This window comes from Holospora undulata HU1, from assembly GCF_000388175.3.
GTDB classification, from domain to species: Bacteria; Pseudomonadota; Alphaproteobacteria; order Holosporales; family Holosporaceae; genus Holospora; species Holospora undulata_A.
Genome location: NZ_ARPM03000167.1, coordinates 1 through 14,971 on the forward strand (window position 1 = coordinate 1; position 14,971 = coordinate 14,971).

Annotated in this window: 17 protein-coding genes, 1 tRNA gene and 1 pseudogene; 4 read left to right on the top strand and 15 right to left on the bottom strand. The window is 36.9% G+C overall.

The annotated features are described in order from the left end of the window. Window positions 1–488 precede the first annotated feature (488 nt). The 4 genes from K737_RS05150 to K737_RS05165 all read right to left on the bottom strand — a co-directional run bounded on the left by K737_RS05150 (window position 489) and on the right by K737_RS05165 (window position 3,861). The gene (locus K737_RS05150; RefSeq protein ID WP_024161482.1) at window positions 489–830 is read right to left on the bottom strand and encodes a hypothetical protein; all 342 of its coding nucleotides are present in this window, start codon (window positions 828–830) and stop codon (window positions 489–491) included. 301 nt (window positions 831–1,131) lie between these two features. Next, window positions 1,132–2,670, bottom strand: a complete 1,539-nt coding sequence (locus K737_RS05155) for a UDP-N-acetylmuramoyl-L-alanyl-D-glutamate--2,6-diaminopimelate ligase (protein WP_006296914.1) — start codon at window positions 2,668–2,670, stop codon at window positions 1,132–1,134. After that, entirely contained in the window at window positions 2,667–2,933 is a 267-nt protein-coding gene (locus tag K737_RS05160; protein ID WP_006296912.1) for a BolA/IbaG family iron-sulfur metabolism protein, read from the bottom strand. Before K737_RS05160 ends, K737_RS05155 begins: the two co-directional genes overlap by 4 nt. Window positions 2,934–3,084: 151 nt before the next feature. After that, window positions 3,085–3,861 (bottom strand): phosphoribosylaminoimidazolesuccinocarboxamide synthase, encoded by a 777-nt coding sequence (locus tag K737_RS05165; protein ID WP_200863625.1) that lies wholly within the window; start codon window positions 3,859–3,861, stop codon window positions 3,085–3,087. Window positions 3,862–4,207: 346 nt separating this feature from the next. Between K737_RS05165 and K737_RS05170 the strand changes: the two genes are divergently transcribed. Continuing rightward, window positions 4,208–4,867, top strand: coding sequence for a CvpA family protein (locus K737_RS05170; protein WP_152531103.1), 660 nt, complete (start codon window positions 4,208–4,210; stop codon window positions 4,865–4,867). A 66-nt stretch (window positions 4,868–4,933) separates the two neighbouring features. Beyond that, entirely contained in the window at window positions 4,934–5,653 is a 720-nt protein-coding gene (locus K737_RS05175; protein ID WP_006296909.1) for a tetratricopeptide repeat protein, read from the top strand. A gap of 70 nt (window positions 5,654–5,723) precedes the next feature. Here K737_RS05175 and K737_RS05180 read toward each other — a convergent pair. Next, window positions 5,724–5,795 (bottom strand) — tRNA-Ile (locus K737_RS05180). A 170-nt stretch (window positions 5,796–5,965) separates the two neighbouring features. Next, window positions 5,966–6,709, bottom strand: a complete 744-nt coding sequence (locus K737_RS05185; protein ID WP_152531104.1) for a hypothetical protein — start codon at window positions 6,707–6,709, stop codon at window positions 5,966–5,968. A 285-nt stretch (window positions 6,710–6,994) separates the two neighbouring features. Here K737_RS05185 and K737_RS05190 point away from each other — a divergent pair, with 285 nt between their 5' ends. After that, the gene (locus K737_RS05190) at window positions 6,995–7,201 is read left to right on the top strand and encodes a helix-turn-helix domain-containing protein (protein WP_006290703.1); all 207 of its coding nucleotides are present in this window, start codon (window positions 6,995–6,997) and stop codon (window positions 7,199–7,201) included. Between the two features lie 606 nt (window positions 7,202–7,807). Here K737_RS05190 and K737_RS08975 read toward each other — a convergent pair. The 7 genes from K737_RS08975 to rpsB all read right to left on the bottom strand — a co-directional run bounded on the left by K737_RS08975 (window position 7,808) and on the right by rpsB (window position 13,882). Continuing rightward, the gene (locus K737_RS08975) at window positions 7,808–8,113 is read right to left on the bottom strand and encodes a transposase (RefSeq protein WP_006289649.1); all 306 of its coding nucleotides are present in this window, start codon (window positions 8,111–8,113) and stop codon (window positions 7,808–7,810) included. Between the two features lie 282 nt (window positions 8,114–8,395). Further along, window positions 8,396–8,545, bottom strand: a complete 150-nt coding sequence (locus tag K737_RS10120) for a hypothetical protein (RefSeq protein WP_161630442.1) — start codon at window positions 8,543–8,545, stop codon at window positions 8,396–8,398. A gap of 177 nt (window positions 8,546–8,722) precedes the next feature. Further along, window positions 8,723–10,840 (bottom strand): DNA translocase FtsK, encoded by a 2,118-nt coding sequence (locus tag K737_RS05200; RefSeq protein WP_235075702.1) that lies wholly within the window; start codon window positions 10,838–10,840, stop codon window positions 8,723–8,725. A gap of 60 nt (window positions 10,841–10,900) precedes the next feature. Continuing rightward, a complete protein-coding gene (gene rpmB / locus K737_RS05205) occupies window positions 10,901–11,197 on the bottom strand; it encodes a 50S ribosomal protein L28 (RefSeq protein WP_006289651.1) in 297 nt (98 codons plus the stop codon). Window positions 11,198–11,408: 211 nt separating this feature from the next. After that, complete coding sequence (locus K737_RS05210; RefSeq protein ID WP_006289652.1) at window positions 11,409–12,122, bottom strand: amino acid kinase family protein; 714 nt, start codon at window positions 12,120–12,122, stop codon at window positions 11,409–11,411. After that, entirely contained in the window at window positions 12,122–12,985 is an 864-nt protein-coding gene (tsf, locus tag K737_RS05215) for a translation elongation factor Ts (RefSeq protein WP_006289653.1), read from the bottom strand. The genes K737_RS05210 and tsf overlap by 1 nt, the downstream gene beginning before the upstream one ends. A 24-nt stretch (window positions 12,986–13,009) precedes the next feature. Then, window positions 13,010–13,882, bottom strand: coding sequence for a 30S ribosomal protein S2 (gene rpsB, locus K737_RS05220; RefSeq protein ID WP_006289654.1), 873 nt, complete (start codon window positions 13,880–13,882; stop codon window positions 13,010–13,012). 240 nt (window positions 13,883–14,122) lie between these two features. Between rpsB and K737_RS10125 the strand changes: the two genes are divergently transcribed. Further along, window positions 14,123–14,266: a hypothetical protein gene (locus K737_RS10125; RefSeq protein WP_023491944.1), complete on the top strand. Its 144-nt coding sequence runs from the start codon at window positions 14,123–14,125 to the stop codon at window positions 14,264–14,266. 167 nt (window positions 14,267–14,433) lie between these two features. On the opposite strand, the gene K737_RS05225 is transcribed toward K737_RS10125, so the two are convergent. Together K737_RS05225 and K737_RS12105 are read right to left on the bottom strand one after the other, a co-directional pair. Further along, a complete protein-coding gene (locus K737_RS05225; protein WP_006289655.1) occupies window positions 14,434–14,688 on the bottom strand; it encodes a hypothetical protein in 255 nt (84 codons plus the stop codon). A gap of 16 nt (window positions 14,689–14,704) precedes the next feature. After that, window positions 14,705–14,845 (bottom strand): annotated as a pseudogene (locus tag K737_RS12105) (IS5/IS1182 family transposase); the annotation flags it as partial. Window positions 14,846–14,971 lie beyond the last annotated feature (126 nt).

Below are 14,971 nucleotides of genomic sequence, written 5' to 3' on the forward strand. Positions count from 1 at the left end.
TTCAAGCTGGGATTTTATTGAAGGTGGAGCGTTCATCTTGTGGATCAGCGCAGGATGCTGAACCTTTCGCTTATCGATCATACTAAGTACGAAGGTTCATTTGCATTAAACATTGTTGTTTATTTTTAATAAAATAGCCTGTCTTTCGGATCTTTTAAACTACCTGAAAAAAAAGTGAGGGGGAGTATGGTTAAATTTAAAGAAAAAAATCTGATTTTTACAATATACTTTCAAGCTTTTACTAATCCCATAAGCCGCTGAAAATTTTTTCCACACAAAAATAAACAAAAAATTTATATATTTTTTATATAATAAAATTGTAGAATAAACAATAAAAATAAAATGTTTAATAAAAAACTATTTGTATTTATTTCATCTATTGTTGGGTTTGGAGCAAATGCCGTAACTTCTTCCCCTACTCAACATCCGCCAGTAACGCTGGTATCCTCTGCACCAAATCTAAACAATAACAATCGTGCGCCCCATCATCAATCTTTGGCTTCAACTCCTGCATCTACACAACGCACTCCCTTGAAAACTGGAAGCTCTGCCTCTTCATTCCCTCCAGTGTCACCAACGGCAGGAAACTCCACACCTTCATTCCCTCCAGTGTCACCAACGGCAGGAAACTCCACACCTTCATTCCCTCCAGTGTCACCAACGGCAGGAAACTCCACACCTTCATTCCCTCCAGTGTCACTAACGACAGGAAACTCCACACCTTCATTCCCTCCAGTGTCACTAACGACAGGGAACCCTATGTCTTCATTCCCTCCAGCACCGCCAACAACAGAAGGGTTTACCCCCTCATTTCCAACGCCACCTGCCACAACGCCTCCTTCGGCTCCTCAAGTAACACAACCACACCCCTATATCTCGCGCAGATAAATATTTCAATGGTCTAATAAATTGATTAGCTCATTAAACTCTAGCCACGCCTCTTTGAATAATCGGTTTTCTAGTAATCTTAAGTACCGTCAGTGCGTTCGTTTAAAATACGAACACTGGCAACCAAAATCTAGAAAGTATTAAGAGTAAAAAATATCTTAATTTTTAAAAGAGATTTTTCGTAATTTTCTCACTTTGTCCAATCTCTATTATATCCTATCCCCCTACAATTAACCTTCTAAGCTAAACAGAAGATAATCCTAGATATTCTTCAACCACTTCACGATCTTGAAAAGCTATTCTATCGCTTCCTATCCACTGAAACGCTTCATGCCCCTTTCCTGCTATTAAAATTATGTGATCTTGCTTCATACTAGAGATCCCTGCCCTTATCGCCGCAGAACGACAACGAATACGCTGCGCCAAAGGACACCCTTTTTGAATATCGTCTAAAATTTTTTCCGGATCCTCAAACCTAGGATTGTCATCTGTAAGAATGACCCAATCTGCGTTATCTTTAGCAATTTTTCCCATCTTTTCACGTTTTCCTGTATCACGCTCCCCTCCGCAACCAAAAATAACTCCTAATTTTTTTGGATTTAACGCCCTTAATGCTTTTAAAACTTGGTAAAGCCCATCAGGCGTGTGCGCATAATCTATATAGATTCCCCCCCCCGCAGGTCCATCACTCACCCTTTCCAACCGTCCAGGGGGTGCACTTATATGTCCAGAAGAAATCGCTTCAAAAGCATCATCTAAACTTCCCCCCAACAAATAAAAAGCTCCCAAAGATGCGACTAAATTTTCACATTGGAATGAACCGATCCACGGAACTGTTCCATTCCACACATACCCATCAATACGAATAGACACCTTAGTATGGTGATAATGCTGCTTGTGAATTGTGCACTGCCCCCACAAAGATGTCTTATTCCCTAAACCGTATCGCAGTAAAGGACAAGCCGATTTTAAAGAATAATCTAAAATGTTTTCAAAATTCTTTTGAGATAAGGAATCATTAGATTCTCTCCCCTTTTCCAAAATTTTTCTGTACTGAAATACCTTGTCATTTACAAGCCAAGCTTTACAACACAATTTTCCAAGGGAAGCTTTAGCTTGCCAGTAGTCCTGCATTGTTTTGTGATAATCCAAGTGGTCTTGAGAAAAACTCGTCCAAATTCCAACATCTACTGCATCTTGAGGGACTCGATTCTGATGCAACCCATGACTGCTTGCTTCGTAGGCAAAGCACCCAACCCCTTGTTGCGCGCTTTTATGCAATGCACAGGAAAGTGTTAAATAATCCGCTGTGTTGATATTAGAGGTAGGAAAATCGATATGTAAAGATCCCTGCGTTCCCAACGTTCCCATAGAAACCCAAGACTTCTTTGAAGTTTGCCATAGTTGCGATAGAAAAAAAACCGTAGAAGTTTTTCCATTAGTCCCAGTAACTGCACATTTCAAAGATGGGCGACACGGATAAAATAACCGGCCCAAAATGTGTACCGTATTTTTTGGAAGATTTTGAAAAATACATATCTGCCCTGGCTGATCAGAATTTTCAAAGTATCGGTATTCATTCCCCCACGCTAAAACAACCCTGGTTCCTTTTTTCCAGGCCATGTAAGTAACATCTTTTGCTGTATAACGAATACTAGGAATCGCTAAAAACAGAACATCAGGCCCCGAACGATCTGAATGCATGGATATATCGGAAAATTTTCCATAAATATTCCCTAAATCTACCCCAAGAGCATTAGATACCTCTTGAAGTGTAATCAAGCAGAAACCTCTTTTGGAGTTTGAGTACACAAGGATAGCGCATGAATGCAACTTTCTGTTTCCCACTCCAAAGCACTATACACCTGACGGTGCCTTTGCAAAAAAGGAACATCTTGAAAAAAATCTGTAATAATGTGTACATAAAAATGTTGGTCATCTCCGCGTATATCAGTAACCTTGATGCACGCCCCAGGAAATGCCTGAGCTAATTTTTCTTGAATCCAAGACATATTTTTATGACAAGAAGCAACAGTCTCGCTCATTTTTTCTTTTCTCTCTCTTTTTTTTCCAATCCCAAAATATCATACGACAATAACGACGCTAATTCTATTCAAAACATTTTTTTGAAAAATCTCTACATTCCAATGAAGCAAAAATATTTGATCCTAAAACGACCCCCCTCATTTTTATTGCTTACAAACATTCATGAGCGCTCTCTTTTATTTGAAACGGAAGCACCTGAGAGCGACTTGGCCCTTCTAACCCAATGCCCAACCGCGCTGCAATACTGCGATAATGTAAATTAGGAGGATATACTGCATTAGTGATATTTTCTCCCCCTAAAATCATGCTGCTATCTAAATCTAAAACTGAAAAAGATTCGGGAGAAAAATCACCACACAACAAAAAAGGAGTATCTGAACTGTAATTAAACCCACATCCTAACTGAAGTTTTAGCTCCATCAACTGAAATCTCATCCCAATGCATATCCCTTTTATAGAATCTACTATTCGAAGAATAATATTGTGAAGCTCATCAAGATCTTGCATTTCCAAAATAGAAAATGCCATAAGGTGAGTTTCGTTCAACAAACGACCAGAATTTATATGAACATATTCTATGATAGGACGAGAAAACACATGATCAGGAGCCACATCAAATTCTTTAGCCAAAATTGAAGAAGGCATGCAAATAACCCGCACGTAAAAATCCAATGGAAGCGTAGAGTGCATCAAAGATTGACGCATGTTAAGCATACGAATAAAATGTGTTGGTATATTAAGCTGCTGCAATTTGGAAAAGAAAAAACCAGAAACCCTGTGATTAATTACTCCTTTTCCTGGAAGCTCCATCTCTTTCCCAGAAATAGGGCAGGAAATAATATCCGTAAAGTAGTGAAAGCACTCTGTTTCTTTAGAAGAAGCGTAGACAATACGTCCGGGATTTTGACTAATAATTTTTTTTTCCATACACTCTTCTGTATAAACAAATGGCACGCTACTTAATTTTACACTTTTTGAAAAAATAATCAATACCAGAAAAATTAAACGTTTGCAAAATAATTATTAAATAAAACTACTAATTATAAAAAAAATAATAGCGTTTATCCAAGAAATAATTCCCCCTATTCTAAAAAATTCATAAATGTATTGGGGAAGGCGTTATTTTTTACTTTCATATAATTTGTCATATACTGTGGTAATTCCCTTGTAAGCAGTGAAAAAGTCTGTTATTTTAATAGAAGAAAGGTGATAGCAACTCAAAGAATCAAGTTTCGATCTTACTAAAGTTAGGATTGGAGTTTTAGATTCTGCATTGGTTAAAGAGAGTTTAGAATTAATGCATGTTTTTAATGTTTTTGACGGACTCTTAGTAGCAGTTATGATTTTTTCTGGATTTTTAGGATTTTTTCGAGGATTCGTGAAAGAAACGTTAAGCTTACTTGCTTGGGGGGGCTCTGGAGTGCTGTCCTGGAAGTATCATGAGTGTGTTTGTCCTTTTTTAAGCAAATGGATAACCTCCCCATCTTTGCTAAAGGGAGCATGTTATTTGACGGTTTTTTTGGGAACACTTATCTTTTTTTTGTGCATTGTTCAGTGGATAGCCTTAAAAATTCGCTCTAGCGTTGTATCTAGTGTAGATGCATCTTTGGGAATCGTGTTCGGATTGTGTCGAGGAATTGTGCTCATTTTAGGAAGCTACACGTGTTCTTTGTTTTTGGTTGCCCCCGGACAACAACCTGAAATCATCCAGACTTCAAAAAGTGAAAAGTGGCTAAATCACGGCGCTGTTATCTTATCTCCTTTTCTTCCCGAAAAATTAAAAAATTCTAATTTTTCTCAAAGCATTAAACTAATATTACAAAATATTAAAGAAGTAAACATATTGACGGAATCTTTGTCTCCTTCTAGAGAGCCTCCCGCTTCCTTAGAACCTTTGTCTCCGAAAAACGCTGATGCATCTGTTACTCCATAAAATATTTTGAGATTTAAGAGTGGATTTGCTATACTAGTTTAACTTATTTGTAATTTTTTTATCAAGATGACTACTTCAAGATTTTCTTTTATCTTTTCGTCTTGTTTTTTAGTGTGCAGCACTTGTGTTGCTGCTGTCCTATCTCCTATGGAAGTTGTATTGCACCGGTTAGAAGAATTAGAAAATCGTTGCAAGGTTTTAGAAGATCATTGCTTAAATTTACAACAGTCTTTAGATACATTGCGCGCTCAAAAAGATGACGGAAAAGCTTTTTCTGAATATGAAGAAAAAACCGACTCTCAATCGTTTTCAGTTCCTCCTTTGCATTTTTCTTCAGAGAATAAAACACTTCAAGATGTCACCCGTCATCTTAAAAAAGGCGAAACAGATCAAGCAATCACAGTTTTAGAGCACTTTATTCATCAAAAAAACCACCCATTAAAAGCACAAGCTTTGTACTACAAGGGGTTAATTTTCATGCATCAAAAAAAATACGATCAAGCAGAAACTTTATTTTCTACGGCATATCTCTATCTTAAAGGCCAAACTTTTTCTTCAAAATTATGTACAAAAGAAGAGCAAGAAAAAAGGAAATTATTTCCTATACAAATTTTACTTAAATCTGCAGAATGTTTACACCATTTAGGAAAAAAAAGTGAAGCAACCTTCGTGTGCGAAGAAATCAAAAGACATCTGATAAAAATTCCAAAACATCATCACGCAAAAATTATAAAAAAACTGAATGCAATAACCCAGACTCAAAAAAAGTCAAGCAAAAATAAATGAAAATAAAAACTTTTCCTTCATCTTTGGCTAAAGCACGCAAAAACTACTAAGCCAAACGATTATAAGGAACTAGGCCCGACAGGACTCGAACCTGTGCAACGCCGTTATGAGCGGCGGGTTCTGACCACTAAACTACAGGCCCTTTGTTACAATATACCACATTATTTTAAAAAAAAAAGATCCCCTCTGCAAAAAGTCAAAAAATTTCGGAAATCCCCATTGAAAAATAAAATTTTTATTTTTTTTAATTTTAAAAGAATAAGTAAAAATTAATAGCGTTGAGAACAACTCTACCTTTGCTATTGATTCGAACTAATTCAATGAAATTTTTCCATAAAAACCTTCTTCATTTTTTATTTGCTCTAGCCTTTTACTTACTACCTCTTCAGAAAAAGAAAAGAAATCTAAATCGTCCACGAACTCTTCTTTGAAAAGCACAGAAAGATTACACTCTTCTTCATTTTTTATTTGCTCTAGTCTTTTACTTACTACCTCTTCAGAAAAAGAAAAGAAATCTAAATCGTCCACGAACTCTTCTTTGAAAAGCACAGAAAGATTACACTCTTCTTCATTTTTTATTTGCTCAATTTTTAATCGTTCAAATCTTACATTTTGCTTTTCTAGTGTTTTTTCCCCCTTAGGCAGAGAAACCAAAATGGGCCCTTCGCAAGATCTGCACAATTCATCATCCTCTTGTTCGAATTTATTATTTTGTTTTTCTATTTTTTCTGATTCTTCAAATAAAAAAGTAGGAAAAACTATTTCAGAAAAGAAAACCTGAGTGTTTGCTCTTAAAGTATCCCTGCATTCAAATCGAGCCTTTTGCTCTTCTAATTTTTCTGATAAAAAAGGCGAGAAAAAATTTTCAGAAAAACAAATTTCACTTTCTTTTTTTGAATCATCTGAAATGCTAGGCTCAGAAAGGGGTAACAAAATTTCTTCGGAAGACTGAAGAGCTCTGTGATCAGATTGAACGTCAGAACAATCTAAAGGTAGCAATAGAGAATTTTCGTTTTCAAAACTAAAGCTAGACAAACTATCGTTTTTTCCGAACAAAAAATCTTTTGAAAAAAAGCAACAAAATCCGAAAAAAACATATTTAGAAAAAAGAATAAGCTTCAAACCATACCTCTTAAAATAAAATTAATTTTTGCTTAATAAAGATAAGCGAACATACAGTAAAAGTCAATAAAAACTTTAACATTTTAAATTCTCTGATTCCATTAATAACTACTAAAAAATAATACTACAAAAATAAGAAGCTTTTAACTAAAGATCTTTTTTTTAGAAATTGGTAAAGGAAGTCTTTTAAAAGTCTCTAAAAATGATTGTGTAAAATTTGTGAATGTTAAGATCGCTTTAAAAGCGGTTTTGTTGGGGGGAAGCGGCACAAATGTAAAAACTGTGAAAAAAATTTCAAGAGGTGTGCCCGAGAAAGACAAGCTACAAGCCCTCGTTTTATACGTAAGCGGTCTTTCAATGAAGCGAATTGCTCAGCTTTTTGGTGTCAGCGCCACCGCTGTTTTGAAGTGGGCGGGCACCTTATAATCAAGGATATGCGCCAAAATTGAGCTATACCCAGAAGACAACGGTATTGTCATGGAAGTCGATGAATTTTAGCATTATTTAAAAAAAGAAGCAAAAATTTGGATTTTTAAAGCTTGGATTTTTAAAGTCTAGAATCATGCTGGAAAACGGATTATCGATTGGGAATTTGGTGATCGCTTGAGTCAAACATTCAAGCGACTTTTTGAACGATTAAAAAAATAGAAAATTTTATTTTATTGCGCAGATCAGCGCAGATCATTAGGCAGGTTTTAACAAAATTATAGTAATTTAGTTTAAATTAGATATTTTGAAGAACCACGGAATAGCATCAAACAGAGCGTTGAAATTTAGTTATATTGTCCACCTCTTCATATTAGTCCGGAATTTCTCTATTAGATTCAAATCAGGAGAGTAAGAAGATACAAAAATTATACTGCACTTTACGGATCCTATTCATTCTCTACTTCTCTTGGATATGAAAAGAAGCATTGTCCATATAACACCTTGGCCAGGCTTTAGTTCCTTGATCAGAAAAAATTCTACCTAAGCTTGGAATACTATGTGTCGCAAGATCCGTTAAACCCCATTAGTACTATCGGCGTGTTATTAACCAAACCGGCAATAGTATTTGTTCTTTGATCCCACTCTTTTTGCCAACCAACTTTTCACTTTTTCTGCCCCAGTTTTTGTCTTTGCACATAGCCTATCAATGCCGTTTTTATCAATATATACAAGATTTGGAACGCTATATCTTTGATCGATTCTTGATACTGACTTCGCCTTTCTTGGCTTGCTTCTAAGTGCGAAAAGTCTTTTTTTTAAGCTATAGCCTAATCTTTTTAACCAGTAACTGATTGTGCCCCCAAATTTTTGAGCAGCTTTTTTCAAGATCATATCTTGGTTTTGTTTCATGAACTTTTCAAGCTTCTCTAACTCAATCTTTTTTTCTGAGCCACCACACCTCTTAGGAAAATAACTGCCTTCTTTTCTGTATTTTCTATACCAATTTTCTATCCCACCTTCCTATCGCTGATACTCTTATTTTAATGGTTGCGATGCTTCAATATGCCCACTCACCTCATCTAAATATTTATTATCTTTTGTCTTAAATCGTTGCTGTAGCTCTTTGTCATTTTCCTTTACGTTTTAAGAAAAAAAATTACACCTAATTCAACCTAAATTACTATATTCCAATCAACCGCCTCTTTCAGGGAAAATATTAAACGTTTTTAATTGAACAAAATAACGGTCAACACCGCCATTGGTTTGCAAGATTTCGCCCCCCCCTTTCAAACACACGATCTCTTGAAATGCTAGAGGCAACACTGCGTATTTTTTCGGCACTTCACGTTAATAAAACTTTGAAAATTAATCATGCTATCTTTTGTTAAAAGTCTCAAGCAAAAAACCATAGCGTTTCCTAAATATCATTAAAAAAAAATTGAACGGTTAAATTATTAATATGAATAACCAGCTAATTGGAATTGGTTAATACTTCTAGATAATTTTTAATCTTTTTCTTCACCCTATAAGGATTTCTCTTTTTCCAGAATGATTAGGAGCAGAAATAATTCCATCTTTTTCCATCTGCTCTATTATACGGGCGGCGCGATTATATCCGATTTGTAATTGACGTTGGATATAACTCGTAGAAACCTTTCTATCTTGACGCACAATAGCAACAGCTTTTTGATACAATGCATCGTGTTGAGAAGGTAAATCACATGTTATCGTATCATCCTCTTGAATTTCCATATTAATGTATTCCGGCACGCCTCTTGTTTTTAAAAAATTTACAATTTTCTCAATTTCCTCATCGCTTACGAAAGGACCATGTATGCGCATAACACGTCCTGCAGAAGCCATGTACAACATATCTCCTTGACCTAAAAGACTTTCTGCTCCTTGCTCTCCTAAAATAGTGCGGCTATCAATTTTTGAACTGACCTGAAAACTAAGTCGAGTTGGAAAATTAGCTTTAATTGTACCGGTAATCACGTCCACCGATGGGCGCTGTGTTGCCATAATTAAGTGGATCCCTGCGGCACGCGCCATTTGTGCCAATCTTTGAATCAAGACTTCTAGCTCTTTTCCCGCCACCAACATCAAATCCGCCATTTCATCAACGATAATAACGATATACGGAAGGAATTCTGTATCAAAAACTTGTTGCTGAAAACAGGGACGATTTTCAGCATCAAACCCCAATTGAACCTCTCTCATCAGAGGTTGATTCTCTTTTCTTGCTTCTTGAACCTTTTGATTATACCCTGTAATATTTCTTACCCCTAATTGAGACATTTTTCTATACCGAAGCTCCATTTCCTGGACCGCCCATTTTAGTGCCTCTAGTGCTTTTTTATGATCCGTAATAACTGGAGCAATCAAATGTGGAATCTCATCATAAACTGTAAGATCAATAATCTTTGGATCAATGAGCAACAATTTACATTGTTTTGGAGAAAGTCTATACAATAAAGATAGAATCATACTGCTGATCCCTACAGATTTTCCTGAACCCGTTGTGCCTGCCACTAGCAAATGCGGCATCCTGGCCAAATCTACAATAACAGGTTGCCCTGCTATGTCTTGCCCCAGTGCCAGCCCTAGCTGTCCTTGAAAATCTGTATACAAAGGACTGTTTAACAAATCATGAAGATAAACCATATGACGGTGCACGTTAGATAACTCAATCCCCATTAAATTTTTTCCAGGAATTAACGCTACCCGAGCAGAAAGTACACTCATAGAGCGCGCAATATCATCAGATAAGCTAATAATACGAGAAGATTTAACACCCGGCGCAGGCTCTAAATCGTACAACGTAACCACCGGGCCCGGCCTTGCGTTAACTATTTTTCCCTTTATTCCAAATTCTTCTAAAACTACTTGTAATCGATCTATAGCGCTTTGAGTAATTTCTGTTTTAATCCCCCCTTTTCCTGGATTTCGCGTCAAAAGCTCTAAGGGGGGCAACGCAGTATCTGGATTGTTAAGGTAGACATTATTCTTACCTATTTCTTCTTTCGTATTCGAAGAGCGAAAAATTTTAGATTTTTTCTGAACCAATGGCACACAGTCTACCTCAGCTTTTTGAACAGAAGATTCTGCTTTTTCAAAATTTTGATCTTGAGTATTGCCCCTAAAAAAAGAGAACTTTTTTATATATTTCTTAAGAAAAGAAAATTTTATGAATAACGCTGCAGCACATACAACCGCATAGCCTAAAATTCCCGCTCCAACCCAAAAAGAAACTTTTCCCTCTTTTATCCACGCACCAATACCGCAAGGATATATCCTAAAGGATGCACTAATTTCTTTCCCTAGTAACGCCAAAAAGAAAGAAATAAAAATACTAAATAAAAACCCCCACCTTACCCAAAACCAGAAAGAAGTACTTAGCGCAATACTAACAAAAATTCCAAACCCTGAAAAAACCCAAATCCAGGCTCCCAAACCAAAAAACTGAAAAAACAAGTCAGCAACACAGGCACCCCAAATCCCCATTAAATTGTCTGGAACACCTCGAACACAAACATTCCAACTGGGATCATGAGGTGAATAAGATAAAAAACTTACTAACAAAAAAAAATCAAAAGCAAGAATTAACAAAGCAATCCCGTCTTTTAGTGCGCGCATAAAAGTGGAAAAAAAACTTGAAATTTTCCAAAACGCCATAAAACGATACTATGTACTCGATTATAAATCTGAAGAAACTTTTAATTTTTTCATAAGAGCGCGCTTTAATGGATGAAGCTCTTCATGAAGGCGACGTCTAGTCTTTTTCTGAAGATAAGCATCCAACCCTCCATATTTATCTAAAGTGCGCAACCCGCGGGCAGAAACCATAAACATTACTGTCTTCCCTAATATCTTACTTTTTAAACGAATTTTTCTTGCATTAGGTAAGAAAAAATGATTTGTCTTATTATTGGCATGACTTACTAAGTTTCCTCTAAGCGCTTTTTTACCTGTAATAACACAACACCTTGACATAATAACAACTCAAAAAACCTTGGTAGTTAAGGATAAACTAGATTTTTCTTATATGCAAGACCCCGAGATCAGAAAAGGCTATTTTATTTTAGTGAATCCATTAATCCAGAAAAACACCTTCTATTTTTTTGTTTGCGCAAAGCAAACACATATCTTAACCTGAATTTTTTATTAATAAAAAACACTTTTTTGTAACTGTTCACAAAAAAAGTCAGCCACAGGAAATCAAAGTATGACGCAACGTACCATCAATTAATCCCAAAAGCGACTGAGGAGACAAAATAGAAAATACACAAATCTTCTTTTGAAATTCTTGCGCCAGCGTAAAAGCAGTAAAATCCATAACCTTCCATCTGTTTTGTATAGCTTGAGTATAAGTAATACAAGACAAAAAGCGTGCATCTTTATGGTACTTGGGGTCTGCATCATACACCCCTTCTACCGAACTTCCCTTCAAAATCACTGAACAATCTATTTCACAGGCTCGTAACACACTAGTGGTATCTGTCGTAACATGACCTATTCCACTTCCCCCAACACAAATAACGACTTTTTCGTTACTTAATGCAAAACGCGCAACACGGGGGTCGTACGCTTCACCTATACCACTGCATACACCGCAAGATAAAAGACAACTGGGCACCCCAAGATGTTCTAACATTTCGTGCAGCGCAAGCCCATTCATCCCAGTTGCCAGCATACCAATACGATCTGCAGTGCTGCGATGACACCAGGATGCATTTCCGCCTCGAAAAAAATTTCCTCCTCCCACCACGATTGTCCATCGATATTGAGATAATTTTTTAATCTGCAAACAGATTGATTTTAAAGTCTCGGGAACAATCCCCCCACTCTCTCCTGTAGAAGTTCTTCCTAAAACCTCCCCTGAAAGCTTTAATAAGAGGCGTTCTCCCGGTTGAAACATCAAGCATCAGCCCCCAAAACAAATCTCAGAAAGCTGGAAATACGAATAGATTTTCCGTGCTCTTTTTCTAGCTCTTGAATCTGAACTTTCACAGAACGAGAAAGATCTTTTACGAATTTTTGTTCTTCCAAAACCGTTTCCTCCAAAAAGCTCTTAACACGTCCACTAATCATTTTCTCAATGATCGGCGCAGGCTTATTGCTGTCTTTTAATTGATCTCGATAAATGGATTCCTCTCTTGCAATATCCTCTTTTGGAACGTCATCAACAGATTTATACAGTGGAGATGATGCAACAACATGCATCGCTATACCTTCTCCCAAAGGTTTCAAAATCTCCTCGGGCAGTTCAGAATCTAACGCAACCAAAGCCCCAATAGGCCCCATATTTGGACACGATTCCCAGTGCACATAAGAACACACAACCCCTGGATTAGTTTCTAAGACGCCCAACCTTGAACATCGAATATGCTCTCCCAATACGCCACTTTGCTCAAGAATCCGCTCTTGCACATTCAACGCTTCATGTGCTAAAAACGCTTCAAGAGAAGCAACTTGGTGATCTGCAACGTCTTTTAACAAAGCCGTAACAAACTCTTGAAACCTTTCATTTCGAGCAACAAAATCCGTTTCACAATTCAATTCCAAAAGAGCACCAAAACCACCTTTTGCATAAGAAGTAATCAACCCTTTGGCAGTTTTGCGATCTTGCTTCTTTACAGCCTTAGCAATACCTTCTTTTCTTAGCCATAACTTTGCTTCCTCGATATCACCTTTGCAGGCTTCTAACGCCTTGTGACAATCAGAAACTCCAGCGCCTGTTTCTGCGCGTAACTGTTTTACTGTATTTATATTAGTGCTCATGCCATGCTCCTAACGAAAAGTTGTTTATTTTTTTTGAGATAGGGAATTTTGTGAAGGGGGAGGAACCTGTTCTTCGACCTTAGGAACCAAAACTTCAGACTCCACTTGCTTAAACCGCTCAGTTAGCTGTGTCAACAATTGCTCATCAAATCCAGGCTTTCCAACCCGCGCGGATTTCAAAGACTTTCCAGATTTTTCCATTTCAGACTGTAATCCCGCCAGTACAGCATCACAAACCCTTGAGCAATACAATTCTACCGCACCAGAAGAATCATCATTTCCAGGAACAATATAGTCAATCCCTTCAGGATCTGCGTTAGTGTCTACAATAGCTACGATGGGAATGTTAAGCTTTTGAGCTTCTTTCACCGCGATACGCTCTTCTACAACGTCTACAACAAAAATAACATCGGGCAGAGCACCCATTTCTTTTATGCCACCAAGCTTTCTTTCCAGACCATCTCGTAACCGCGTTAACTGAAGTTGCTCTTTTTTTACATAATTAACAATTTCTGGAGACGCCAATTTTTCTTCTAACTCTTTCAAGCGCCTAATAGAAGCAGAAACAGTTTTCCAATTGGTAAGCATTCCCCCTGTCCAGCGATGATCAACATAATATTGGCCGCATTTTTGTGCGTAAGTTTTTATCAACTCTCTGGCATGAGGCTTTGTCCCCACAAATAGAATTCTTCCCCCCTGTTCTGCAATAGTGTAAATCGCCATAAGGGCTCGCTCAAAAAGTGCACGAGTCTTTACAAGATCAATAATATGAACACCATCATGTTTTTTATAAATGTAAGGCGCCATCTTAGGATTTCCGCGACAAGCTTTATGCCCTAAATACACAGATCGCTGAATTAAATCTTGAGGACATAATGCCTCAGGTTTATACGTCATTTCTACTTCCTCTTCCAGTTACACCCAAAACAAAGCTTCGTACGAAACCGCACACTGGAAATACGTGCTTTGCTGTAGAGATTACCACCACATTACATACTTATTGTATCAAAAACTTATAATTTTTCAACACATTGCCCCAAAATAAAATACGTTCTAGTGCCTATTTCTTAATACAACAAAAAATGCTTTAAAAAAAATCGAAGATTGTAACAAAAGATAGCATGATTAAAATACAAATTGTTACCTCCAGTATTTCAAGTTATCGTGTGTTTGCAAGGAATTTTCGACGAAATTTTACAAACCAATGACGGTGTGGAGCGTTATTTTATTCAAGAGAAAATGTTTTATCTTTTCCCCGAAAGAGGCGTTTACTTGGAATAATTTTATTAAAACTTTCCAATAACTCTCTGCAATAAAATAAAATTTTTCATTTTTTTAATCGTTCAAAAAGTCGTTTGAATGTTTGACCCGAGTGATCACCAAATTCCCAATCGATGAGCCCAGCACGATCATAGACTTTAGAAATCCAAGCTTTAGAAATCCAAGCTTTAAAAATCCAATTTTTTTGCTTCTTTTTTTAAATAACGCCAAAATTCATCGACTTCCTTAAAAATACCTTTGCCTTTTGGGAAGGGGGTAACTTTGGCGCGCAGCCTTGATCCTAAGGTGCCCGCCCCCTTCAAAACAGAGGTGGCGCTGACACTAAAATGCTGAGCAATTCGGTTCATTGAAAGGCCGCTTGCGTATAAAACGAAGGCTTTGAGCTTGTATTTCTCGGGCACACCTCGTGAAATTTTTCCCACATTTTTAGAACCTATATTAATGATTTGCTAGCCTTCTTAATAGGATCATGGAATGGGCTGTAATTATGTTTTCAGCAGTCGCTAGGGCAATTTCATAATCTTTAGATACCCTTTGCAAATGATTTAGCCATGCAAATGTTCTTTCGACAATCCAACGCTTTGAAAGTATGGTCTATCCTTGAGATATACGCTTTGAGATTGCTATAGTTTTATTCAATAGAGTTCTCACAAATTCCTCCATGGGTTTTCTATATCCAGTATCTGCACACACTCCTTTTAAATG